11 protein-coding genes are annotated in these 20595 nt (G+C 44.1%); 4 read left to right on the top strand and 7 right to left on the bottom strand.

Annotation, left to right across the window (positions count from 1 at the left end; all coding sequences use genetic code 11):
• The first annotated feature begins 42 nt into the window (after positions 1-42).
• Positions 43-1566, top strand: a complete 1524-nt coding sequence (locus tag XZ46_RS22170; protein WP_048895463.1) for a serine/threonine-protein kinase — start codon at positions 43-45, stop codon at positions 1564-1566.
• Positions 1567-1641: 75 nt separating this feature from the next.
• Here XZ46_RS22170 and XZ46_RS22165 read toward each other — a convergent pair whose 3' ends face one another.
• Together XZ46_RS22165 and adhE are read right to left on the bottom strand one after the other, a co-directional pair.
• Positions 1642-2739: an NAD(P)-dependent alcohol dehydrogenase gene (locus XZ46_RS22165; protein ID WP_008054069.1), complete on the bottom strand. Its 1098-nt coding sequence runs from the start codon at positions 2737-2739 to the stop codon at positions 1642-1644.
• A gap of 174 nt (positions 2740-2913) precedes the next feature.
• Positions 2914-5685, bottom strand: a complete 2772-nt coding sequence (adhE, locus tag XZ46_RS22160) for a bifunctional acetaldehyde-CoA/alcohol dehydrogenase (protein WP_008054067.1) — start codon at positions 5683-5685, stop codon at positions 2914-2916.
• Positions 5686-6592: 907 nt separating this feature from the next.
• Here adhE and XZ46_RS22155 point away from each other — a divergent pair.
• Positions 6593-8011: a helix-turn-helix domain-containing protein gene (locus XZ46_RS22155; RefSeq protein WP_008054065.1), complete on the top strand. Its 1419-nt coding sequence runs from the start codon at positions 6593-6595 to the stop codon at positions 8009-8011.
• Positions 8012-8198: 187 nt separating this feature from the next.
• Here the strand turns inward: XZ46_RS22155 and XZ46_RS22150 are convergent, their stop codons facing one another.
• On the bottom strand, positions 8199-10109 hold the full coding sequence (locus XZ46_RS22150; protein ID WP_008054063.1) for a S9 family peptidase: 1911 nt from the start codon (positions 10107-10109) through the stop codon (positions 8199-8201).
• A gap of 141 nt (positions 10110-10250) precedes the next feature.
• Positions 10251-10592 (bottom strand): hypothetical protein, encoded by a 342-nt coding sequence (locus XZ46_RS22145; protein ID WP_006623628.1) that lies wholly within the window; start codon positions 10590-10592, stop codon positions 10251-10253.
• Positions 10593-10874: 282 nt separating this feature from the next.
• On the opposite strand from XZ46_RS22145, the gene gor reads away from it, so the two are divergent.
• Both gor and XZ46_RS22135 read left to right on the top strand, forming a co-directional pair.
• Positions 10875-12218 (top strand): glutathione-disulfide reductase, encoded by a 1344-nt coding sequence (gor, locus tag XZ46_RS22140; protein ID WP_008054061.1) that lies wholly within the window; start codon positions 10875-10877, stop codon positions 12216-12218.
• Positions 12219-14030: 1812 nt separating this feature from the next.
• A complete protein-coding gene (locus XZ46_RS22135; protein WP_008054060.1) occupies positions 14031-15365 on the top strand; it encodes a GH39 family glycosyl hydrolase in 1335 nt (444 codons plus the stop codon).
• Positions 15366-15396: 31 nt separating this feature from the next.
• Here XZ46_RS22135 and XZ46_RS22130 read toward each other — a convergent pair whose 3' ends face one another.
• The 3 genes from XZ46_RS22130 to XZ46_RS22120 all read right to left on the bottom strand — a co-directional run bounded on the left by XZ46_RS22130 (position 15397) and on the right by XZ46_RS22120 (position 20297).
• On the bottom strand, positions 15397-16029 hold the full coding sequence (locus tag XZ46_RS22130; RefSeq protein ID WP_006623631.1) for a pentapeptide repeat-containing protein: 633 nt from the start codon (positions 16027-16029) through the stop codon (positions 15397-15399).
• 6 nt (positions 16030-16035) lie between these two features.
• Entirely contained in the window at positions 16036-17457 is a 1422-nt protein-coding gene (locus tag XZ46_RS22125; RefSeq protein ID WP_008054057.1) for an HD domain-containing phosphohydrolase, read from the bottom strand.
• Between the two features lie 104 nt (positions 17458-17561).
• The gene (locus XZ46_RS22120) at positions 17562-20297 is read right to left on the bottom strand and encodes a cation-transporting P-type ATPase (RefSeq protein ID WP_048895246.1); all 2736 of its coding nucleotides are present in this window, start codon (positions 20295-20297) and stop codon (positions 17562-17564) included.
• Positions 20298-20595: the final 298 nt, after the last annotated feature.

The following is a 20595-nucleotide window of genomic DNA, read 5'->3' as shown; positions in this document are numbered from 1 at the left end:
CTGTGTTAGAGTTAAGGGATAACTATGTCCCAGGGAAAAACTATGAGTCTTTGTTTTAATCCCGCCTGTCGCCACGAAAACCCCAAGGATATTGTATCCTGTGAACGCTGCGGTCAGTCATTAAAGTTAGGCGATCGCTATCGAGGATTGAGAGAAATTGGGTCTGGGGGGTTTGGAAGAACCTATTTAGGTATAGATGAAAGCGAAACTAATCACCCTCCCTGTGCGATTAAACAATTTTTCACCCTTCTGACTAATGATGCTAAAGTATCCTCTCGCCTCTTCCGTCGAGAAGCCCAAAGTTTACAGGTGCTTAACCATCCCCAAATTCCCAAATTTTTGGCATATTTTTCCATAGATGAACAACAGTATATTATCCAAGAGTTCATTCCGGGAGAAACCTTAGAACAAGAATTAGCGGAAAGGGGGGTATTTGGGGAAAGCAAAATCCGAGATATCCTCAATCAAATTTTACCGATTTTACAATATCTACACGCCAGAAACCTAATTCATCGGGATGTTAAACCCGCTAATATTATCCGTAGACAAAGCGATAAACTTCTCTTTTTAGTAGACTTTGGGGCGAGTAAACTCCACACGGGAACTAACCTGGCTAAAACGGGAACTAGCATCGGAACTGCGGAATTTGTCGCCCCAGAACAATTACGAGGAAAAGCGGTTTTTGCCAGTGACCTGTATAGTTTAGGTGTGACCTGTATTTATTTATTAACGAATACATCACCGTTTAATTTGGTGGATGGTGATAATCATTGGGTATGGCGAGATTGGCTGGGGGAAAATGCGGTTAGTTCTCAATTAGCGGAAGTTTTAGATGGTCTAATTTCGCCAGGTCTAAGTAACCGTTATACATCAGCTTCAGCGGCATTAAAAGACCTCAATCAGCCTCGAAAAGCGAAAAATGTCTATGGTAGGTATTTGTGGTTTGGGAGTGCGATCGCTGCATCTATAGCCCTGTTTTCTGTGTTAAAAACCACCCAACAATCATCAAAGATTGAACCCACTACCTCACGAAATGAACCGATTATTCGCCCCAGTAATTTAGAGGCAATTCAATCATTATCTACTTATATTAATCTGCAAAATGCAGCCTATTTAGACACGGGAAAATTTATCGACCAACTCTCACAATTAATTGCCATACCTAGCCATTATTTTGAGGTACAAGTTATTAATAATCATGGAGTACAAATAGCCGCGATTCCTCGCCAAAGTGATAGTTATGGTTATGTAGCGGTTTTATGGGGGGGTAAAATCTCAGATGCGGATAACCAACGCCAACAAAATTGGCAACCTAAAGACCCGACAGATTTGGGAACTTTTAGTCTGCCTAGTTTTCGGAAAACCCCCTCTGATTATATCACGAGAGTTAACTATTGTGAAAGCATCCAAACGACGACAGAACCGCCATTATTATCAACGGTAGGGGAATCACTACCCCTTTCCACAGATGAATTACCCTGTCCCCCCGGTTATGCTTTTTCCCTGGGAATAATTGATGCGATCGCCAAATTATCCGCCACCAGTTCCCCGACAAATTTTCAGTAGAAATTAGCGCCAAAATTCTCAGCAAGTATCTTGGCGCTATAACCTGGTAAATCTAGCCGTGATTGCAACTATTGGCTAATCAGCTAGTAAAACAATCCGATAGCGGGCTTGATTAGCGGCTACCTTATCCATAGCTTCATTGATTTGACTTAATGGCATAGTTTCAATCATCGGTTTAATCTGATTCACGGCTGCAAACTCCAGCATTTCCGCCATAAACCGCCGACCGCCGACAACGCTACCCACCACAGCTTTTTGACCAAAAATCAAAGGAATTAGGGGTATATTTAAAGTCGAAACTGGGATACCCACAAAACACAAAACCCCGTTATTAGCTAACAAGCTAAAAGCCGCATCCCAATCAGTTTCTGAAGAGATAGTAGAAAGCACTAGATCAAAACTTCCGGCGATCGCCTTCATTTCTTCAGCCGTCCCCCATTGTTGGAAGTTATGAGCGCCAAATTCCTTAGCTTGTTCTTGTTTATTTAGGGAAGTAGAAAACGCCGTAACTTCAGCCCCCATAGCCCTAGCAAACTTAATCGCTAAGTGTCCGAGTCCGCCAATTCCCATCACCCCAACTTTCATCCCCGGGTGTTTTATATAGGTCCGCAAGGGGCTATAAACGGTAATTCCGGCACATAATAGGGGGGCGGCGCTGGCGGAGTCTAAAGCATCGGGTATTTTATAGGTAAAATCTGCGGGAACCCGTAGGCGGTCAGCAAATCCCCCATGATGACCTACAATCAGACCTGTGTAGCCCTCGCGACAGATATTTTCTTCTCCTTGTAAGCAATGGTCGCAAGACCTACAGGAATTTCTAATCCAGCCAACCCCTATGCGATCGCCTTTATGTAGAGAAGTCACTTTTTCCCCAACTTCTGTAACTTCTCCAACCACTTCATGACCGGGAACCAGGGGATATTGACTGACATTCCAATCATTATCCCTCATGTGAAGATCCGTATGACACAAGCCGTTGTGAGTGACTCGAATTTCTACTTCATCAACCTGTAGAGGTTCTGGTTCATATTCCCAAGGTTGCAATTTTTCACCGGAATTTAAAGCCGCATAAGCCTTAACTTTAGTGGCTGTAGTCATATTAATATTTTCCTTGCTATTATAAATTGCATACATCATACAATACTTTTTGATGATTCTGGTAAAAATTAACATTTTTTTAACTTTTGGGCGGGTGGCATTTTCAGCAATAGCCAGATAGTTGGGGAGAATTTGGTCAAGTGATGATTACTCAAAACAGGTCAATCAAATGGCGATCGCTATGTTATAGCGATCGCCAAAAGCCGAAAGTCAAGTAAATTTGATGGAAATATCCTCGATTACATGGGATTACATAACCCCAGTTTTCCACCAAGCATCATTTAACCCGATTAATGTATCCTTATCCAGGTCGCCAACAGCCATAGCCGACTCACCACCTTGACAATACTTGTCAATCATTTCCAGATATTGTTTTTGTTGAGTTTGCGCCGTATTTTCCGGCTGAGATTCTGGGTGAGTCGGTGCTTTTTTAACAGCCGGTTCATGATAAGCAGTAGCGTACAAATTCTGCAAATCAGCAATTAACGGATAACGGGGATTAGCAGCAGTACATTGGTCATCAAAAGCCTGGTTAGCCAAATTAGGTAAGTTACTCATAAATTCCTTTTCTTCGATGTCTAGTGATTGTTTAATGGTCAGTGGAATCTCAATTTTTTGCTTGAGAGATTCCACAGCTTCTATCAATTTTTCTACCTTCTCATCAAGGGTATTTCCGCCTAATTTGAGGTAGTCAGCTATTTCTGCATAACGCTGTTTAGCTTGGGGGTATTCATACTGCGGAAAAATCGCCTGTTTAAAAGGGACATCCGTAGAATTATACCGAATTACATGGGAAATCATTAAAGCATTTGCCAAGCCGTGAGGCAAATGGAAAGTCGAGCCTAATTTATGTGCTAGGGAATGACAAATACCTAAAAAAGCATTAGCAAAAGCCAGACCAGCAATAGTGGCAGCATAATGCACCTGTTCACGCGCCTTCGGGTCTTTTGCGCCATTTTGATAAGCAGAAGGCAAGTATTTAAACAGTAACCCTAATGCTTCTAATGCCAGTCCATTAGTAAACTGTGACGCACAAATTGAGACATAGGCTTCTAAGGCGTGAGTCACCGCATCAATACCACCATAAGCCGTTAGTTTTTTCGGCATATTTAAGGTTAATTCCGGGTCAACGATCGCCATATTTGGGGTCAGGGCATAATCAGCGAGAGGATATTTAATCCCCGTGCGATCGTCGGTAACCACAGCAAAAGGTGTCACCTCAGAACCCGTCCCAGAAGTAGTAGGAATTGCCACCATAATAGCTTTATTTCCTAGTTCTGGTAAAGCATAAACCCGCTTCCGAATATCCATAAATCGCGTGGCTAAACCGTCAAACTCAATTTGTGGATGTTCGTACATCAGCCACATAATTTTAGCCGCATCCATGGGGGAACCGCCACCAAAAGCGATGATCATATCGGGCTGATAACTATTCATAAGTTCCACCCCTTTATTAATATTAGAAAGTTTCGGATCTGGTTCCACATCATAGAACACATAATGAGGTACTTTTATCCGGTCTAACACCTCCGTAACTTGTGTAACTAATCCCAGATCAAACAGAGGTTTGTCCGTCACAATAAAAGCCCGTTTTTTACCCCGTAACTCTCCCAGGGCTACTGGTAAACATCCCCCCTTAAAGTAAATCTTGGGCGGCACTCGGAACCACAACATATTTTCCCGACGTTCCGCGACATTTTTAATGTTTAATAAATGGTGTGGTTCCACATTTTCGCTAATCGAATTACCCCCCCAACTACCGCATCCTAAAGTCAAAGAAGGAGACAGTCGGAAATTGTAAACGTCGCCAATAGCCCCCTGAGATGAAGGACTATTAATTAATACCCGCCCAGTGTGCAAACGATTTTCAAAATATTTAATATGTTCGCTATTCCCAGGGTGAGTATACAAAACAGATGTATGTCCTTTACCACCAAAAATAATTAACTTTTGGGCGGTCTCAACTGCTGCGGGGAAACTACTAGCCCGATACATTGCCAAAATTGGCGACAGCTTTTCATAAGACAAAGGTTCATTAACCCCAACTTCTGTAACCTCTCCTATCAGAACTTTGGTATTTTCTTCTACTTGAATACCTGCCATTTCTGCTAGTTTTTGCACCGACTGACCCACAATTTCCGGATTTAATCGCTCATCTTGAAGAATCAGTTGTCGGATGGCTTCTTTTTCCTGCTGTTTCAGAAAATATGCACCCCTGGCGATTAACTCCTGTTTAACGCTGGTATAAACCTCATCTTGAACAATCACTGCTTGTTCAGAAGCGCAAATCATACCATTGTCAAAAGTTTTGCTAATTAAGATAGAAGAAACAGCCATTTTCAGGTCAGCAGTCCCATCAATAATGGCGGGAGTATTCCCGGAACCCACCCCCATGCTAGGATGTCCAGATGAATAAGCAGCCTGCACCATTCCCGGTCCGCCTGTTGCTAAAATTAGGCTGATATCAGGATGCTGCATCAACTGTTGAGACCATTGGAGAGTTGGGTTATCTATCCATCCAATAATTCCCTCTGGTGCGCCAGCAGCTACCGCCGCATCTAGGATAATTTTGGCAGCTTTAATGGTGCATTCTGTGGCTCTGGGGTGAGGAGAAAAGATAATACCATTGCGGGTTTTCAGGGCTAATAAGGCTTTAAAAATAGCGGTAGATGTCGGATTAGTGGTGGGGATAATTCCCGCTAAAATTCCTAGGGGTTCGGCGATTTTTTGCCAGCCATAATGGGGATCAGACTCGATAACATCACAGGTCTTTTCGCCTTTGTATTTGTTGTAAATGTATTCAGAAGCAAAGTGATTTTTGATTACCTTGTCTTCTACTACTCCCATTCCGGTTTCTTCTACAGCCATTTGAGCCAGATTAATCCGGGAGGCGTTGGCGGCTAAAGCAGCGACTTGGAAAATTTTGTCTACCTGTTCTTGGCTGTAAGTCGCGTATTGGGCTTGAGCGTCTTTGACTTGTTGGATTAAATCATTCAGGTGAGTTTCTTGGCTAATTTTCATGGTTTACGCTTCTTTTTTTGCGAGAATTTGCGAGGCTATTTTTTGCCAAGGATATGCTATCAAATTGCTATCAAATATGGTGATTTTTGCCATACTCAGCCCCGACGATGATATTTAATCATTGCCAGCAATTATAGCCAATTCAGGTGATAGATGCCCTTTAGTTCAAAAAGGTAGGTATGGTCAACTTATTAACATGGGTGGTGAACACATACCTACACATAGACGAACTCTGATAAAATAAAGGATTCCAGTATGTAATCTGGACGAATTAGTTATTGGTAGCTAACCTTTAACTCTGCCCACTTTCATTTATAGCAAACTAAATTCTTTATGTCAGCAGCAAAAAGTAGGATTGTGTATCTACTTTTTTCGGAAAATCTCAGCTTGCTGGTCGCGAAATGGTAGGCAAAAGTTTCCCAAGTCGGATAAAGTTTGATTGAGTAGGATGGAGTGATTGCTAGTGGGATAAGGTAGTCTAAAGTAGTATTAAGTTGTCAAAAGTTGTCAAAAGTGGTATAAAATTCCCAGAGATAAGAGACCATTACTAGACATTTTCCGAATATATAACATATATAGCGCTTCTCATCTCTATGAAATACAGCCCTCACCCCAAACCCCTCTCCCAGAAAGGGAGAGGGGCTTTGAAAAGTACCTCATCAGTCCGGGAACTGCTATATATAGGACAGCCTCAAGGATTCTATGCCGTCTGTTACCTGTCCCTGGTCTCTCCCTCAACTCAGATAGTTGTTTTCGGTCACAGGTTGGGAGTTATCAGATCACAGATATATAGGCTGTTTTTCTCTGTGATCCGGTGTTATTCATTACGAGTCCCTTGTCCCCTGATCACCGATCGCTACTGGCGAAGATGAGACAATTTGAATAAGTAATAACACTTATTAGTATTATGGAAGTTCAACAAATTATCGAATGGGCTGACGGTCTAGTGTTGATCCAAACAGGAAAACACCTAGATGACCTGGAGACAGCAATTTTGCAGGGGACTTACCAAAATCAAAAATACTCGGAAATTGCCGCGGGCTACAACTGTAGCGAACCCCATGCCAAAAAGGTGGCTTATCTGCTATGGAAAACCCTTTCCCAAGCGTCGGGAGAGGAAATCAATAAATCTAATTTGCGATCGACTTGTCAGAGGCTACAACTTCCGGCTTTGTCCAATAGCGAAGAATTTGTTACCATTGATACAGTTACTCAAACAAATTCCCCACCTCCCCAGGGTGAAACTACCACGCAACCATATAACACTGAGTCCTTCAGGCGTATCGATCGCACTGATATACCTAATGGGGATTATTTTTGCGATCGCCAAGAAGAAGTGGCTACTCTCAAAAATTGGATACTACAAGATCGCAGTCATTTAGTCTCGATTTTGGGCCTTAGTGGTATAGGTAAAACCGCAGTCGCCCTGCATCTTTTACCACAAATTCAAGACCATTTTGATTGTGTGATTTGGCGGAGTTTACGCACCCTACCTTCCCTATCTTCAATCTTAACTTATTTAACCCAATTTTTGCCTCCCCCCAACCCGGATATCCGACCCCTGACCATCAGTTACGCTTCCACAGTCGCAGAAGCTCAAAACCCATCCCACCAATTAGCAGAACAATTATCATTAGTCATGGAATCTTTCCGACAACATCGCTGCTTGCTCATTTTAGACGATGTGCAGGCGATTTTAAATCCTCATAACCTGGTGGGAGGCTATAAACCGGGTTACGAAAGTTATCGATTATTCTTTAAAACGATTGGCGAACTATCCCATAACAGTTGTTTGATTATGAATAGTTCAATTTTGCCTCAAGAATTAATCGAGTTAACTAATAATAATCATCGGGTTAAATGCTTGACATTAGCAGGCTTGGGGTCAGATTCAGCCCATAATATTTTGACTTCTGCCAGTTTGTTAGACGCTGATAATTGGCAAGAATTGATAGATATATATGGTGGTAATCCCGGCTTTTTGAAAATTGTATCCCGGACAATAAAAGAGTTTTTTGGTGGTAGTGTGAAGCAATATCTAGCCAATAACTCTATCTTGGTATTGCCAGAAATCAAGCATATATTAGATTATTTTTGGCAGCAATTATCGGATTTGGAAAAACAGGTAATGGGGCGGTTATCGGCATCAGATTCCGGTGTGTCTATGGCGGATTTGCTAGAGAATACTAACCATAATAGTTCGGATTTATTGTGGGCGGTTCAATCTTTACAAAAGCGGTTTTTAGTGGATAATATCCAACGGGAACAGCAAACATTATTTACGCTGATTCCGGTAATTAGAGAGTATACGAGACAATGTAGATAATTGGGAAACAGATGGCGACATATATCGGTTTAACCTCCCCTAATTCTGGTTAGGAATTAAGGAAGATTATATTTTGGTTAATGTCGCAGTTTTTTATGGGGAAAATAGTTGATAATTCCTAACTATCAAGAATCAAGAATCAAGCATCAATTAATTTCCCCGGTAATCATTCCCCTGGGAGTAGCTATTAGTTACCAATCCCAAATACACGGATATAGAATTGAAACTCATCCTCTAAGGCTGTCTTAATATTATCAGCTTTACGGAAGCCATGTTGTTCATCAGCAAAGGTGACATATTCGACGGTTAAGCCTTTAGCTTGGAGGACTTGCACCATTTTCTCAGCTTGGTTAGGGGGGACGACTTGATCCTGGAGTCCTTGGAAAAATATAATGGGACAGTTGAGGCGATCGCTATGATGAATAGGCGACCTGGCTATATACAAATCCCGACCTTCTGGGTAAGGTGCAATCAAGCCATCAAGATAGCGAGACTCAAATTTATGGGTATCGTTAGCTAAAGCCTCCAAATCACTAACGCCATAGTAACTAGCGCCAGCTTTAAACACATCATGAAAAGTCAAGGCGCACAGAGTAGTATAACCCCCAGCACTACCGCCAGCGATCGCCATGCGATCGCCATCAACCAACCCTTGCGCCGCCAGAAACTTAGCACCATTAACACAGTCAGCGACATCAACAATTCCCCAGTTACCCTGAAGACGTTGGCGATATTCCCGACCATAGCCGGTACTACCACCATAGTTAACATCCAATACGGCAAAACCGCGACTGGTCCAATACTGAATTTTCAAATTGAGACTGCTAGAAGTCGCCGCCGTGGGTCCGCCGTGGCTTTTGACTAGGAGAGGTGGTTTTTCGGTCTCAGGAGCCACATAGTCTTTATTTTGGGGTGGATAAAAGAAGCCGTAGGCGCTTTGGCCATTTTCGGTAGGAAACTCAATAGGTTCTGGGACCGATAAATAACCAGGGTCTAGGTCTATTTCGGTGGAAGATCGCACGACATTCATTTCTCCAGCATTGAGATCCAATTGCACCAAGGCGGTCGGTTCAGTAGCGGAAGATGCCAACATCAAAATACTATTGTTGTGAACTTTGACGGAGGAAATATAGGTATAGGAAACATCAAAGGAACGTAATTGTTGAGTTTCTGGGTCTAAAGTAGCTAAGGACCAAATACCATTTTGAGTATAGGCACAACAAAGCCGCCGTTGGGAGATGAAACCGAATGTAGACATCCCAAAGACCCATTGAGGTAGTCCAAATTCCGCCGGGAGGGGAAATAATGGCTCAATTTTCTGATCACGAACCCGGTAGAGGTTCCACCAGTTAGCGCGATCGCTTACAAAATAAAGAGTTCCATCAGGAGACCATTGAGGCTGAAAAATTGACTCTTGGACTCCCCCTGCCACCCGTTGTTGTTGGTCTAAAGTCCCATTTTCGGTAACTTCAGCCACCCATAATTCTGTACCATCCCAAGGCATATTAGGATGATACCAGCAAATCCAACAGAGACGCGAGCCGTCTTGACTGAGGTTAGGGGAGGCGTAAAAATCGGCCCCAGTGGCTAAGATTTGGATATCTTCAGGGTTGTTAAGGTTAAGGCTAATGAGGGTATTAACGGGTTCTCCTGGTTGGCTGTGGTCTTCCCGCACACAAATCAAACGTCCCCGGCGGGTATCTATGAGCAAATCAGCATAGCGGAAATTTCCTTCTGGGGTGATAGGTTCGGGTACAATTTCGGTGGGTTGAGCAACTGAGGCGATCGCCTGACGGTAAATGCGTCCATCAGCAAAATTAGAAAAATATACCGTCCCCTCACTGACGGTATAAGATCCTCCCCCATACTCATGTACACGGGTACGAGCATTAAAAGCGGCCGGAGTGCAATCAATGCGATCGCCTTTGGGGGTTAGGCGCACAATCACATTGCGTCCCCCTTCGGAGGGTCGTCCCTCGATCCAGTATATATCACCGCTATCCCAGGCAGGATCTGCCAACCCGACTGCCCCTTTAATAATTAAGTCGGTGGTGATAGCCGACTTCCAGGAGCCATAGGGTGCGACGTTTAAACTCATAGTTTCTATCTCTATAACTCCAGTGGATTCCTATACAGGGAAATTCTACCTAAAATATCAGTAAAATACCTCTATTATCCACTAGGTTGCCAGAGATAGGGCAACTTCTACCCTGGTCCTCCTGACAATCAACAACTCACTTCAATCTTTTATCAAGGTGGGAGAACATTGCATAAAAGCTGCTTGAAAATCTCGATTTGCCATAATTTCCTGTTGAGTTGTCAGATTACTTAGCGCCAATAATTTGTCATCTGGCAGTTTACTTAAACGATCTAAGGTACAATTACAAAAGGCTTCTCCTCTTTGGGGGGAAATATTCTCAGCCGCCATTCCGGCTCGGCATCCTTGCAGATAATTGGTCTGAAATTCCTGGCGCTGTTGTGGGGTCAACGCTTGCGCCGGAAACATGGCAGTTATGGTGCTGCCAATTAGTGGGAACACCACCAGAAATTTAGACACAGTTTTGGGGGGACAAATTCTCATAATATTGTAACTTGCTAACCAGATGATTACTTCCCAATCATACGACTAATTCAACTGCGATCAGCAAAATTTGAGCCAAAGATGATGACCGCCATTATACGTCAAGAGTTATCAATTATGAATTAGATGGTAATTGATTTCTCATGGTCTGGACTGGTCAGGTGGGCAATAAGTTCCACAAATTTGGAGCCGGGTACTGATTGGGGTAAAATATATTGGAAGTCATTGGGCGATCCAAGTCATCTTAGAAAATTGATGTTTTAGACAAGAGGCTATTATTGTATGGCATACGATTATGATTTGTTTGTGATTGGTGCAGGTTCAGGGGGGTTGGCTTCATCGAAACGGGCGGCTTCCTATGGGGCGAAAGTAGCGATCGCTGAAAATTCAGTGGTTGGGGGAACCTGTGTGATCAGGGGTTGTGTCCCCAAAAAACTGATGGTCTATGCTTCCCAGTTTTCCCACCTATACAAGGACGCGGTAGGCTATGGCTGGAGTGAGGTGGAGAGTAGCTTTGATTGGCAAAAACTCACCCAAGCGGTTGATACGGAAGTTAAACGGTTAAGCCAACTCCATATCAGCTTTTTGGAAAAAGCCGGAGTGGAACTTATTGATGGATACGCTAAATTTATTGATGCCCATACACTAGAAGTAGGCGATCGCAAAATTACCGCCGATAAAATTCTGGTGGCAGTGGGAGCGAAAGCGGTGCGCCCAGAGATTCCCGGCATTGAACATAGTATCATTTCTGATGATATGTTTTTGCTGCCGGAACAACCAAAACGGTTCGCGGTTTGGGGTGGTGGCTATATTGCGGTAGAATTTGCGGGTATCCTCAATGGTTTAGGTTCCCAAGTCACAGAAATTATCCGGCGTGACCTGATCCTGCGGGGATTTGATCAAGACCTGCGGAGCCATATTCAAGAGGGTATGACCAAGCATGGGGTGAATTTCCGCACTAATACCACCATTGAAAAAATCGAAAAAGTGGAGGAAGGTCTGAAACTCACCCTAACAGGTGATGATACAGAACCGTTGATTGTAGATGCTCTGTTGTGTGCGACAGGTCGCCAGCCTAAACTGGATGGATTAAACCTGGAAAATGCGGGGGTAGAAACGATTAAAGGGGCGATCGCTGTAACTCAAGACAGCCGCACGACTCAATCTAATATTTTTGCGGTGGGAGACTGCACAGACCGCGTGAACCTGACCCCAGTAGCGATCGCCGAAGGTCGGGCTTTTGCAGATACGGAATTTGGTCATTTACCGCGCTCCATCAGCCATGATAACATCGCTACAGCGGTATTCTCCCAACCGGAGGCGGCGACAGTAGGCATGACAGAAGCCCAAGCCCAAGAAAAATTCGGTGATGGGATTAAATGCTATCGGGCTGTGTTCCGACCCATGTTCCACAGTCTGACGGGGGCTGATGAAAAGGTATTAATGAAGTTAATCGTGGAAACTAATACCGATCGCGTTTTGGGGGCTCACATGGTGGGTAAAGACTCAGCCGAACTGATCCAAGGAGTTGCGATCGCTGTTAATATGGGAGCTACCAAAAAAGATTTCGACAACACAATGGGTATTCATCCCAGCAGCGGTGAAGAATTCGTCACCATGCGTTAATTGCTGATTCCTGATTGATAGCTAGGAGGGTAGGTAGGGGCGGGTTGATTAAAATTGTCGTCGGGAACCTTAACTAATTGCGGAACCCGCCCCCACAAATTTATCACCCTCCTTTTCCGCTTTACCTATATCTTGGCATCCAAATTGGAACATTAGCGATTTGGGGACCTTAGCTCTAATGTCGGAGCCATGATTTAGTCGTATATTTGCAGGACATCTTACGACAATAGCGTATAATACTTCAGAAGATTCGCAACTCAATAATTGATATACGGTTAAACCCCGGACAATGGCGAATTTTGCTCACCACCTATTATTGGGCTGGTTTTACTATGATTAGCAGTCCCTGGTAAGCAGTTAACAACAGGCAATAATTAATAATTAATAATTAATAATTAATAATTAATAATTGTAGGGGCGGGTTCCGTTGTCAATTCAACTGCCGACGACTATATTAATAAACCCGCCCCAGTCCCCAGGGTAAGAGGAGAGACAATTGAATTGATAATTCATAATCAATAATTGTAGGGGCGGGTTCCGTTGTCAACTCAACTGCCGACGACTATATTAATAAACCCGCCCCAGTCCACAGGGTAAGAGGAGAGACAATTGAATTGATAATTCATAATCAATAATTGTAGGGGCGGGTTCCGTTGTCAACTCAACTGCCGACGACTATATTAATAAACCCGCCCCAGTCCACAGGGGAAGAGGAGAGACAATTGAATTGATAATTCATAATCAATAATTGTAGGGGCGGGTTCCGTTGTCAATTCAACTGCCGACGACTATATTAATAAACCCGCCCCAGTCCCCAGGGTAAGAGGAGAGACAATTGAATTGATAATTCATAATCAATAATTGTAGGGGCGGGTTCCGTTGTCAACTCAACTGCCGACGACTATATTAATAAACCCGCCCCAGTCCACAGGGTAAGAGGAGAGACAATTGAATTGATAATTCATAATCAATAATTGTAGGGGCGGGTTCCGTTGTCAACTCAACTGCCGACGACTATATTAATAAACCCGCCCCAGTCCCCAGGGTAAGAGGAGAGACAATTGAATTGATAATTCATAATCAATAATTGTAGGGGCGGGTTCCGTTGTCAACTCAACTGCCGACGACTATATTAATAAACCCGCCCCAGTCCCCAGGGTAAGAGGAGAGACAATTGAATTGATAATTCATAATCAATAATTGTAGGGGCGGGTTCCGTTGTCAACTCAACTGCCGACGACTATATTAATAAACCCGCCCCAGTCCACAGGGGAAGAGGAGAGACAATTGAATTGATAATTCATAATCAATAATTGTAGGGGCGGGTTCCGTTGTCAATTCAACTGCCGACGACTATATTAATAAACCCGCCCCAGTCCCCAGGGTAAGAGGAGAGACAATTGAATTGATAATTCATAATCAATAATTGTAGGGGCGGGTTCCGTTGTCAACTCAACTGCCGACGACTATATTAATAAACCCGCCCCAGTCCACAGGGAAAGAGGAGAGACAATTGAATTGATAATTCATAATCAATAATTGTAGGGGCGGGTTCCGTTGTCAACTCAACTGCCGACGACTATATTAATAAACCCGCCCCAGTCCACAGGGGAAGAGGAGAGACAATTGAATTGATAATTCATAATCAATAATTGTAGGGGCGGGTTCCGTTGTCAACTCAACTGCCGACGACTATATTAATAAACCCGCCCCAGTCCACAGGGGAATTAGTAAACCGGGAGGAGAGACACTTTTAAAGCCTATTGTATGATTACTGAAATGACTGTATCAAGATTAACTGAGAATTGACCAATGATTAAACAATTAACTAATTTGCGCCGAATTGGGCGAATTAAATGGCTTTCTGTGTTATTGGCAATAGCAGGAGGATTGCTATTTGTTGGGGTGAGCATAATTCCGGCGATCGCTCAAACTCAAGGGGATTTGACCATTGATTTTGCCACCACTCAACCAGGCGTTCAATCTATGAGTGGTTTTCTGTATGGAGTTGAACAAGATGAACCGCCAGATCATCTAATTGAACCCCTGCAACCGAGACTGTGGCGGACATCTCGCCTCAACCTTTATCGGCGCTTAACTGGATTTGGAGCAACATTTCAGTTGTTACTCAGTGATACTTGGGGATATGGAAGACCACGGGGGTGGCCCTATGATGACTATACTCGCTGGGAAAACCATGTTCGGAATTTGGCTAGAGAACATAAGGGAAAAAAGATGCTCTGGGATATCTGGAATGAACCCGATTTGCGCGATCCGTTTTGGCATGGAACCAGACAACAGTTTTTTGAAACCTACAAAAGGGCTTATCGGGTTTTACGGGAAGAGTTAGGCTCTGATGTGATTATTGGTGGGCCGAGTATTACTAAGTATGATAAGGGTTTTTTGAGGGCTTTTTTAAACTATTGCCGAGACAATAATCTTGAGGTTAACTCATTATCTTGGCATGAACTGAATGATCAAACTATTAATGCGATCGCACCCCATATCCGAGATGCTAACCAGAGTTTTCGACAGAACCCAGCTTATCGCAGTCTAAGAATTCAGCGATTGGATGTTAACGAAATCATTGGACCGACTGCCCAATATCGACCGGCCGAAAATTTAGCCTATTTGTATTATACAGAACAGGGGGGCGCTTCTGCCGCCGCCAAAGCCTGTTGGGAGCCGAAAGGGGGGGGTCCAAATAACTGTTTTAACAAAAGTCTTGATGGTTTGGTGCAGCCGGGACCTTTTGCACCTAGGGCGGTTTGGTGGGTTTATAAAGCCTATTCTGATGGCTTTAGCACTAGGGTGAGGACTCAGGGAAATAACCCCAGAGTGATTGGTTTGGCGAGTCAGTCTAATGGTCAAAATCAAGCCCAAGTCCTCTTTGGTTATTTTGAGCAAGGTCCTTCCGCCCGTCAAGCTACTGTTACGCTGACTCTCAGAAATCTTCAGCAGCTTGGTTTGGGACAGCCTGGACAGCCTTTAAATTTGACTATCTCCCGAATTCCAGACAGTGGGGAAGCGGTGGTTAAGGATTTAGCGATCGTCAAACGGGAGCAAATTACGGTCACTAATCAAATAGTCCGATTGACTGTTCCCAATATTCGCATCCATGAGGCTTATATTTTGACTATCGGCTAGGTAGCGCACCTTGAGTGATATCTTGGTGAGGTTAAAGGCGATCGCCTTGGCGAATTGACTCCAAGGGAGTACCATCTAAACAAGCCTCATCAAGACAAGCGCCGCCCCATTGTGTATTTTCGACAATCGCACAAAGTAGGTTAGCCCCTCGCAAATTCGCCCCTCGCAAGACTGCGCCACTCAGGTTAGCCTCTTCCAAATCAGCTTGGGAAAAGTCCACTCCCGAAAGGTTAGCATTTCTCAGGTCGCAGCCCTGCAAAATCGCCCGAGACAGACTCACCCCGCGCAAATCAGCCGATTGGAGACTAACACCACTTAAATCCAGATTACCAAATACCGCCCCGGTGAGAAAAGCCCCTGCAAAGGTAGCCTCTCGTGGGTCTGTATCTAATAAGATAGCACCCCGCAGGTCAGCATTGCGAAAATCTGCCTGTATGAGGTTAGCCCCCGTAAGATTAGCCCCTCGGAGGTTAGCCCTAACGATCGCCCTAGCCAAATTCGCCCCCGACAAATTCGCCCCCATTAGCTTGGCTTGGGAAAGGTCCGCGTCAGCCAGATCAGCCCCGGACAGGTCAAGACCGGATAAATCAGCATTAACTAGGTCTTTGATTCTACCATTTCTAATGTCTTCGATATTTAGGGATGCAGATTGATGATTAATCATAGGTTATTAATGTGTAATTTTGGGTGATTCTGGATGTTCAGAATAGGCGGGATTAGTGATTTCTTCTAGCCAGATATTCGGGAGTTGGGTCGGCTGAGTTGGTAACTGCATTAAACCCACTTCCGTTAACCTAATTACTGTGGCTAAGGAGTTCACCACAGCCGGATCAAATCTAGTGCCGCTGTATTTTTCACATTCATTTAGGGCATCTTTTAAGGTCAAAGCTGGGCGGTTTCCTCTGGGCTGAGTTAGTTCTTGAAAATAGCTAACTAGCCCTAAGATTCTGGCTTTGATGTTGATTTGTTTTCCTTTTTGACCATCAGGAACTCCGCTACCATCCCAATTTTCTAAGTGGTGGTTAACCACTTGTTGCACTACTGTTAATTCTGGCATAGCTTCCAATAGTCTACCACCAATAGATGCGCGATCGCGCCAAAATTTTTGGGTGGCTTCATCCATTTCGGAGGGAGTTTTTAAAAACACTTCTGGGGGTGCAGATACCAGACCAATACGATGCAATAAACCTGCTAATTTCAGCCGTCGCAGCTTAACGGTTGGTAGGTCTAAAATCTGACCTATGGTTTCGCATAAGGCGGCGACTTGTAGGGAAGCACAAGGGTTAAAGGAGTCGCGTTCATCTACTTGTTGCGCCATGCGTAATAGGGCTTGCAGTTTGTTGGCGCTTAAATTCCGGCTAACTCGTTTGGCTTGTCCTTCCAATTGCCAGAGTTGTCTATTTTGGCGATTAACGGAGATTAATTCTTGTTGTGATGATTGTAAATATGTAACAATCCGAGAAACTACGGTGCTGAGGTCGGGAAATGTGGGGTTAGGGGTAGCAGTAATATTTTGATAAGATTCCCAGAGGCGATCGCCTAATTCCGGGTTATAGTTACGGAAGCGATTAATTAATATTTCGGTAGTTTGGTCTACTAGGGCTTTATCAAAAGTCCAGAGTCCATAAAATTTGCGTTCCGTGTCAATGGTAGGTTTCGCATTAGCCAAATATTCAGATTCTGATAATTCATGACAAAGAACCATCGCCCTATATCCAGGTGCTATAATTAACAGGTTCCACTCCTCTACTAGGCTATCAGATGGTTCCAGATTAATCAAGGAAACATTATCTAATTGACCTGTGGGATGTTCCGCAAAACCGCTATCAGGTACCGCGCTAATGACAACATGGCGGGAAAGTTGGGCGATTTGCAAATAGCGATCGGCTTCCTGGAGATACCATTTTCCTTGTTGAAAAGTCACTAAAACCAGGGGTTTTTCTCCGGTAGCTTCACCTGTTTGTAGAAGATGGTCTTCTAAAGCGTGACAGAGTGCGACCAGAGTATTTTTAAAGTAAACGCCAAAACTAGAGGGGAGTTGACTATCAGGTAAAGAGGCTTTAAGTAAGTTTAGTGTCGATTCAGGATTCATATTATTTATAGGATTTTTAACAGGGGACAGACCAAGGTAAGCGGGAAATTAATTAATAATGATTAATTATGAGCTATTTACTGCCCCCTGTCTAGTATCTAGGGTTAATTTTGGGCAAGTTGGTTGGGTGGGTCAATGCGGTTAGCGATCGCCGCCACGATAATCATAGGTAAACCTACCAGGAAACAGGTTAACCATTGTTGCAGGTCTAGGGGCGCAGTGCTGAACAAAGTATTCATGAAGCCTACCTGACTAAAGATGACCTGTAGAACCATGGTAACAGCAATACCAATCCAAATTACTGGCGCTTGGGCGATTTCGGTATCTTTCCCCAGTAGTTTGGAGGAGAGAGTTTCGCCAATTTGACTGAGACTAATAAGATAGAATACCCGCCCAAATACCAGGGCTTGAATTGCCATGGTCCGGGCGATCGCTTCTTCTTCGGTAGTCATCCTCACCCATTCAAACATTCCAAAAATCAGCACCCAGTTAAAGACAGAAATCAACAGAATTCGCAGGAGTAGTGGCTTATTTAACAGAGGTCGATTAGGGGAGAGGGGGGGTTGTTCCATCACTTGTTTAGACTTAGGTTCAAAAGCCAGGGGAACCGTCATAGCGATGGAGTTAATCATATTTAACCACAAGACTTGTAGGGAGAGAATAGGTAACAATCGGTCGAGGAGGACACTAATAACAATAGTCATGGACTCCCCGCCATTGACAGGTAAGATAAAGGCGATCGCCTTAATCAAATTACGGTAAACCGTGCGCCCTTCTTCCACCGCCGCCTCAATAGAAGCGAAATTATCATCCGTCAAAACCATATCGGAGGCTTCTTTAGCCACCTCGGTTCCCGTTTGTCCCATAGCCACACCAATATCAGCCTGTTTAAGCGCCGGCGCATCATTGACCCCATCCCCCGTCATGGCGACAATATCTCCCCGAGACTGTAACGCTTCCACCAGGCGAAATTTTTGTTCGGGGGCGACCCGCGCAAATACCACGCCATCTTCAGCCGCGTTAATAAACTCTTGCTGATCCATCTGGCTAAGGTCTTCTCCGGTGAAAGCAATAACTCTCCCCGACCGTTTCAGGCGCATTTGGGAGGCGATCGCACTAGCGGTGATGATATGGTCTCCCGTAATCATTTTGACCCGAATACCAGCATTTTTACAGGCCGCTACAGCCCTAATTGCTTCTTCGCGTGGGGGGTCAATCATTCCCTGTAAGCCGAGAAACTCTAACCCCTGTGCAATATCCTCATGGTCTAGGGTAGTTTGCTGGGTGATTTTTCTGGCGATCGCTAATACCCGTAACCCAGAAGCTGCCATAGTTTCAGCCTGTTTATGAATTTCCGCAGCATCTACCGGAATGATTCTGCCGTCAGAGTCTAACATTTCATCGCAGCGGGAAACAATAGCTTCCACCGAACCCTTAACATAAATTACCAATGTTTGGCGATCGCTAGATTCATGCAAAGTCGCCATATATTGATATTCTGACTCAAAGGGAATCACATCTTGGCGAGGCATTTCTGCTTCCAATGCAGCCAGGGTAAATCCCACTTTGCGCGCGCTAACAATTAAAGCCCCTTCCGTCGGGTCTCCTACAACTTTCCAGGTATTTTCTTCCTGAATTAAATGGGAGTCATTACACAACATCCCCCCTCGCAAACATTCTTCAAGGACAGGGTGATATGCTAAGTTAATCTCTTCATCTGCTAAGGATATATTCCCCTCTGGTGTATAACCACTACCCGAAACCTGGTAATTTTCACCCCCAGCATAAATCTGCTGGACCGTCATTTGATTTTCCGTTAAAGTTCCCGTTTTATCAGAACAAATAACCGTCGCACTTCCCAGAGTTTCCACAGCCGGGAGTTTCCGAATAATAGCATGGCGGTTAGCCATCCGAGAAACCCCAATAGCTAGGGCGACTGTTACCACTGCTGGTAAACCTTCCGGAATTGCACTAACTGCTAGGGCGATCGTCGCTTCAAACACATCGTTTAAACTCTGCCCATATCCTAACCCTACCGCCAACGTCAACGCTGCCACTCCCAGGATAATATAAAGCAGTTGGCGGCTGAATTTATCAAATTTCCGAGTTAGGGGAGTAATCAGATTATTTTGTTTTTCCATTAACTGGGAAATCCGCCCCGTTTCCGTATTTTTCCCAGTAGCGATAACTATGCCTCGCCCTTGTCCTGCTGTCACAAAACTGCCAGCATAACCCATGCTTTTCCGGTCTCCCAGAGAGGCATTTGCCTCTACCGTATCTGGGTGTTTCTCCACCGCCGTCGATTCTCCCGTTAGGGCGGATTCATTAACTTGTAAATTCTTGGTTTCTACCAGGCGCAAATCTGCCGGAACTTTATCGCCAGAAGCTATAAATACAATATCCCCAGGGACTATTTCCGATGAAGGAACCTTGTTTTTTTCACCATTTCTATATACCGTCGCTTCCGTTTCTATGGACGATGACAGGGCGGCGATCGCATTTTCCGCTTTAGTTTCTTGGATAAAGCTAACTATAGCATTAATCAGCACTACCGCCCAAATCACCCAACCATTAGCACTTTGCCATCCTTCTAATAAAAACTTAATACCCCCAGCAATAATGAGGATATAAAGTAGAGGTTGATTGAATTGTTCTAAAAATCGGATAATCGGATGTTTACCGCCCTTACTTTCCAGGCGATTTAAGCCAAATTGTTCCTGTCTTTTCGCAACTTCTTCCGAGTTTAAACCTTGTTCTAGGTTAGCCCCAACTTCAGCAGCAGTGTCAGCGATCGCTAAACAATGCCAGAGTTTTGGGAGTAAAGATTTATCGTCATTCATAATCTCAATTTGGTAATGTTCAAAGGGTGAACCATAGCCCACGAAAATATAGTTATAGGCGAGACAGTAGCCATGGTTAAGGTTATCGAAAGATTAAGATGTCCGCACAGAGAGGGTTAGTCATCCTACCAACTAGGATAAGTGCTGACATCCGCTCTCAACAGACTTAGTGATAACAATATGTATCATATCTAACAATCGTCTATTTTCCAAGTTTTTACCTGGGGGATGTAGTTCAATGTCAATTATACTGATTGGGCGAGACTATAGGAATCGGTGATGATTGAGGATAAAATCG

It is taken from the genome of Limnospira indica PCC 8005 (assembly GCF_000973065.1).
In the GTDB taxonomy this organism is placed as follows: domain Bacteria; phylum Cyanobacteriota; class Cyanobacteriia; order Cyanobacteriales; family Microcoleaceae; genus Limnospira; species Limnospira fusiformis.
This window is presented reverse-complemented; position numbering and strand designations above follow the sequence as displayed.

What these genes read in the sequence shown, in the direction of transcription:
- XZ46_RS22145 (WP_006623628.1), bottom strand. Translation starts at nt 10,592, where the DNA reads ATGAGAATTTGTCCCCCCAAAACTGTGTCTAAATTTCTGGTGGTGTTC.
- XZ46_RS22150 (WP_008054063.1), bottom strand. Translation starts at nt 10,109, where the DNA reads ATGAGTTTAAACGTCGCACCCTATGGCTCCTGGAAGTCGGCTATCACC.
- XZ46_RS22170 (WP_048895463.1), top strand. Translation starts at nt 43, where the DNA reads ATGAGTCTTTGTTTTAATCCCGCCTGTCGCCACGAAAACCCCAAGGAT.
- adhE (WP_008054067.1), bottom strand. Translation starts at nt 5,685, where the DNA reads ATGAAAATTAGCCAAGAAACTCACCTGAATGATTTAATCCAACAAGTC.
- XZ46_RS22125 (WP_008054057.1), bottom strand. Translation starts at nt 17,457, where the DNA reads ATGAATCCTGAATCGACACTAAACTTACTTAAAGCCTCTTTACCTGAT.
- XZ46_RS22130 (WP_006623631.1), bottom strand. Translation starts at nt 16,029, where the DNA reads ATGATTAATCATCAATCTGCATCCCTAAATATCGAAGACATTAGAAAT.
- XZ46_RS22155 (WP_008054065.1), top strand. Translation starts at nt 6,593, where the DNA reads ATGGAAGTTCAACAAATTATCGAATGGGCTGACGGTCTAGTGTTGATC.
- gor (WP_008054061.1), top strand. Translation starts at nt 10,875, where the DNA reads ATGGCATACGATTATGATTTGTTTGTGATTGGTGCAGGTTCAGGGGGG.
- XZ46_RS22135 (WP_008054060.1), top strand. Translation starts at nt 14,031, where the DNA reads ATGATTAAACAATTAACTAATTTGCGCCGAATTGGGCGAATTAAATGG.
- XZ46_RS22120 (WP_048895246.1), bottom strand. Translation starts at nt 20,297, where the DNA reads ATGAATGACGATAAATCTTTACTCCCAAAACTCTGGCATTGTTTAGCG.
- XZ46_RS22165 (WP_008054069.1), bottom strand. Translation starts at nt 2,739, where the DNA reads ATGTTAATTTTTACCAGAATCATCAAAAAGTATTGTATGATGTATGCA.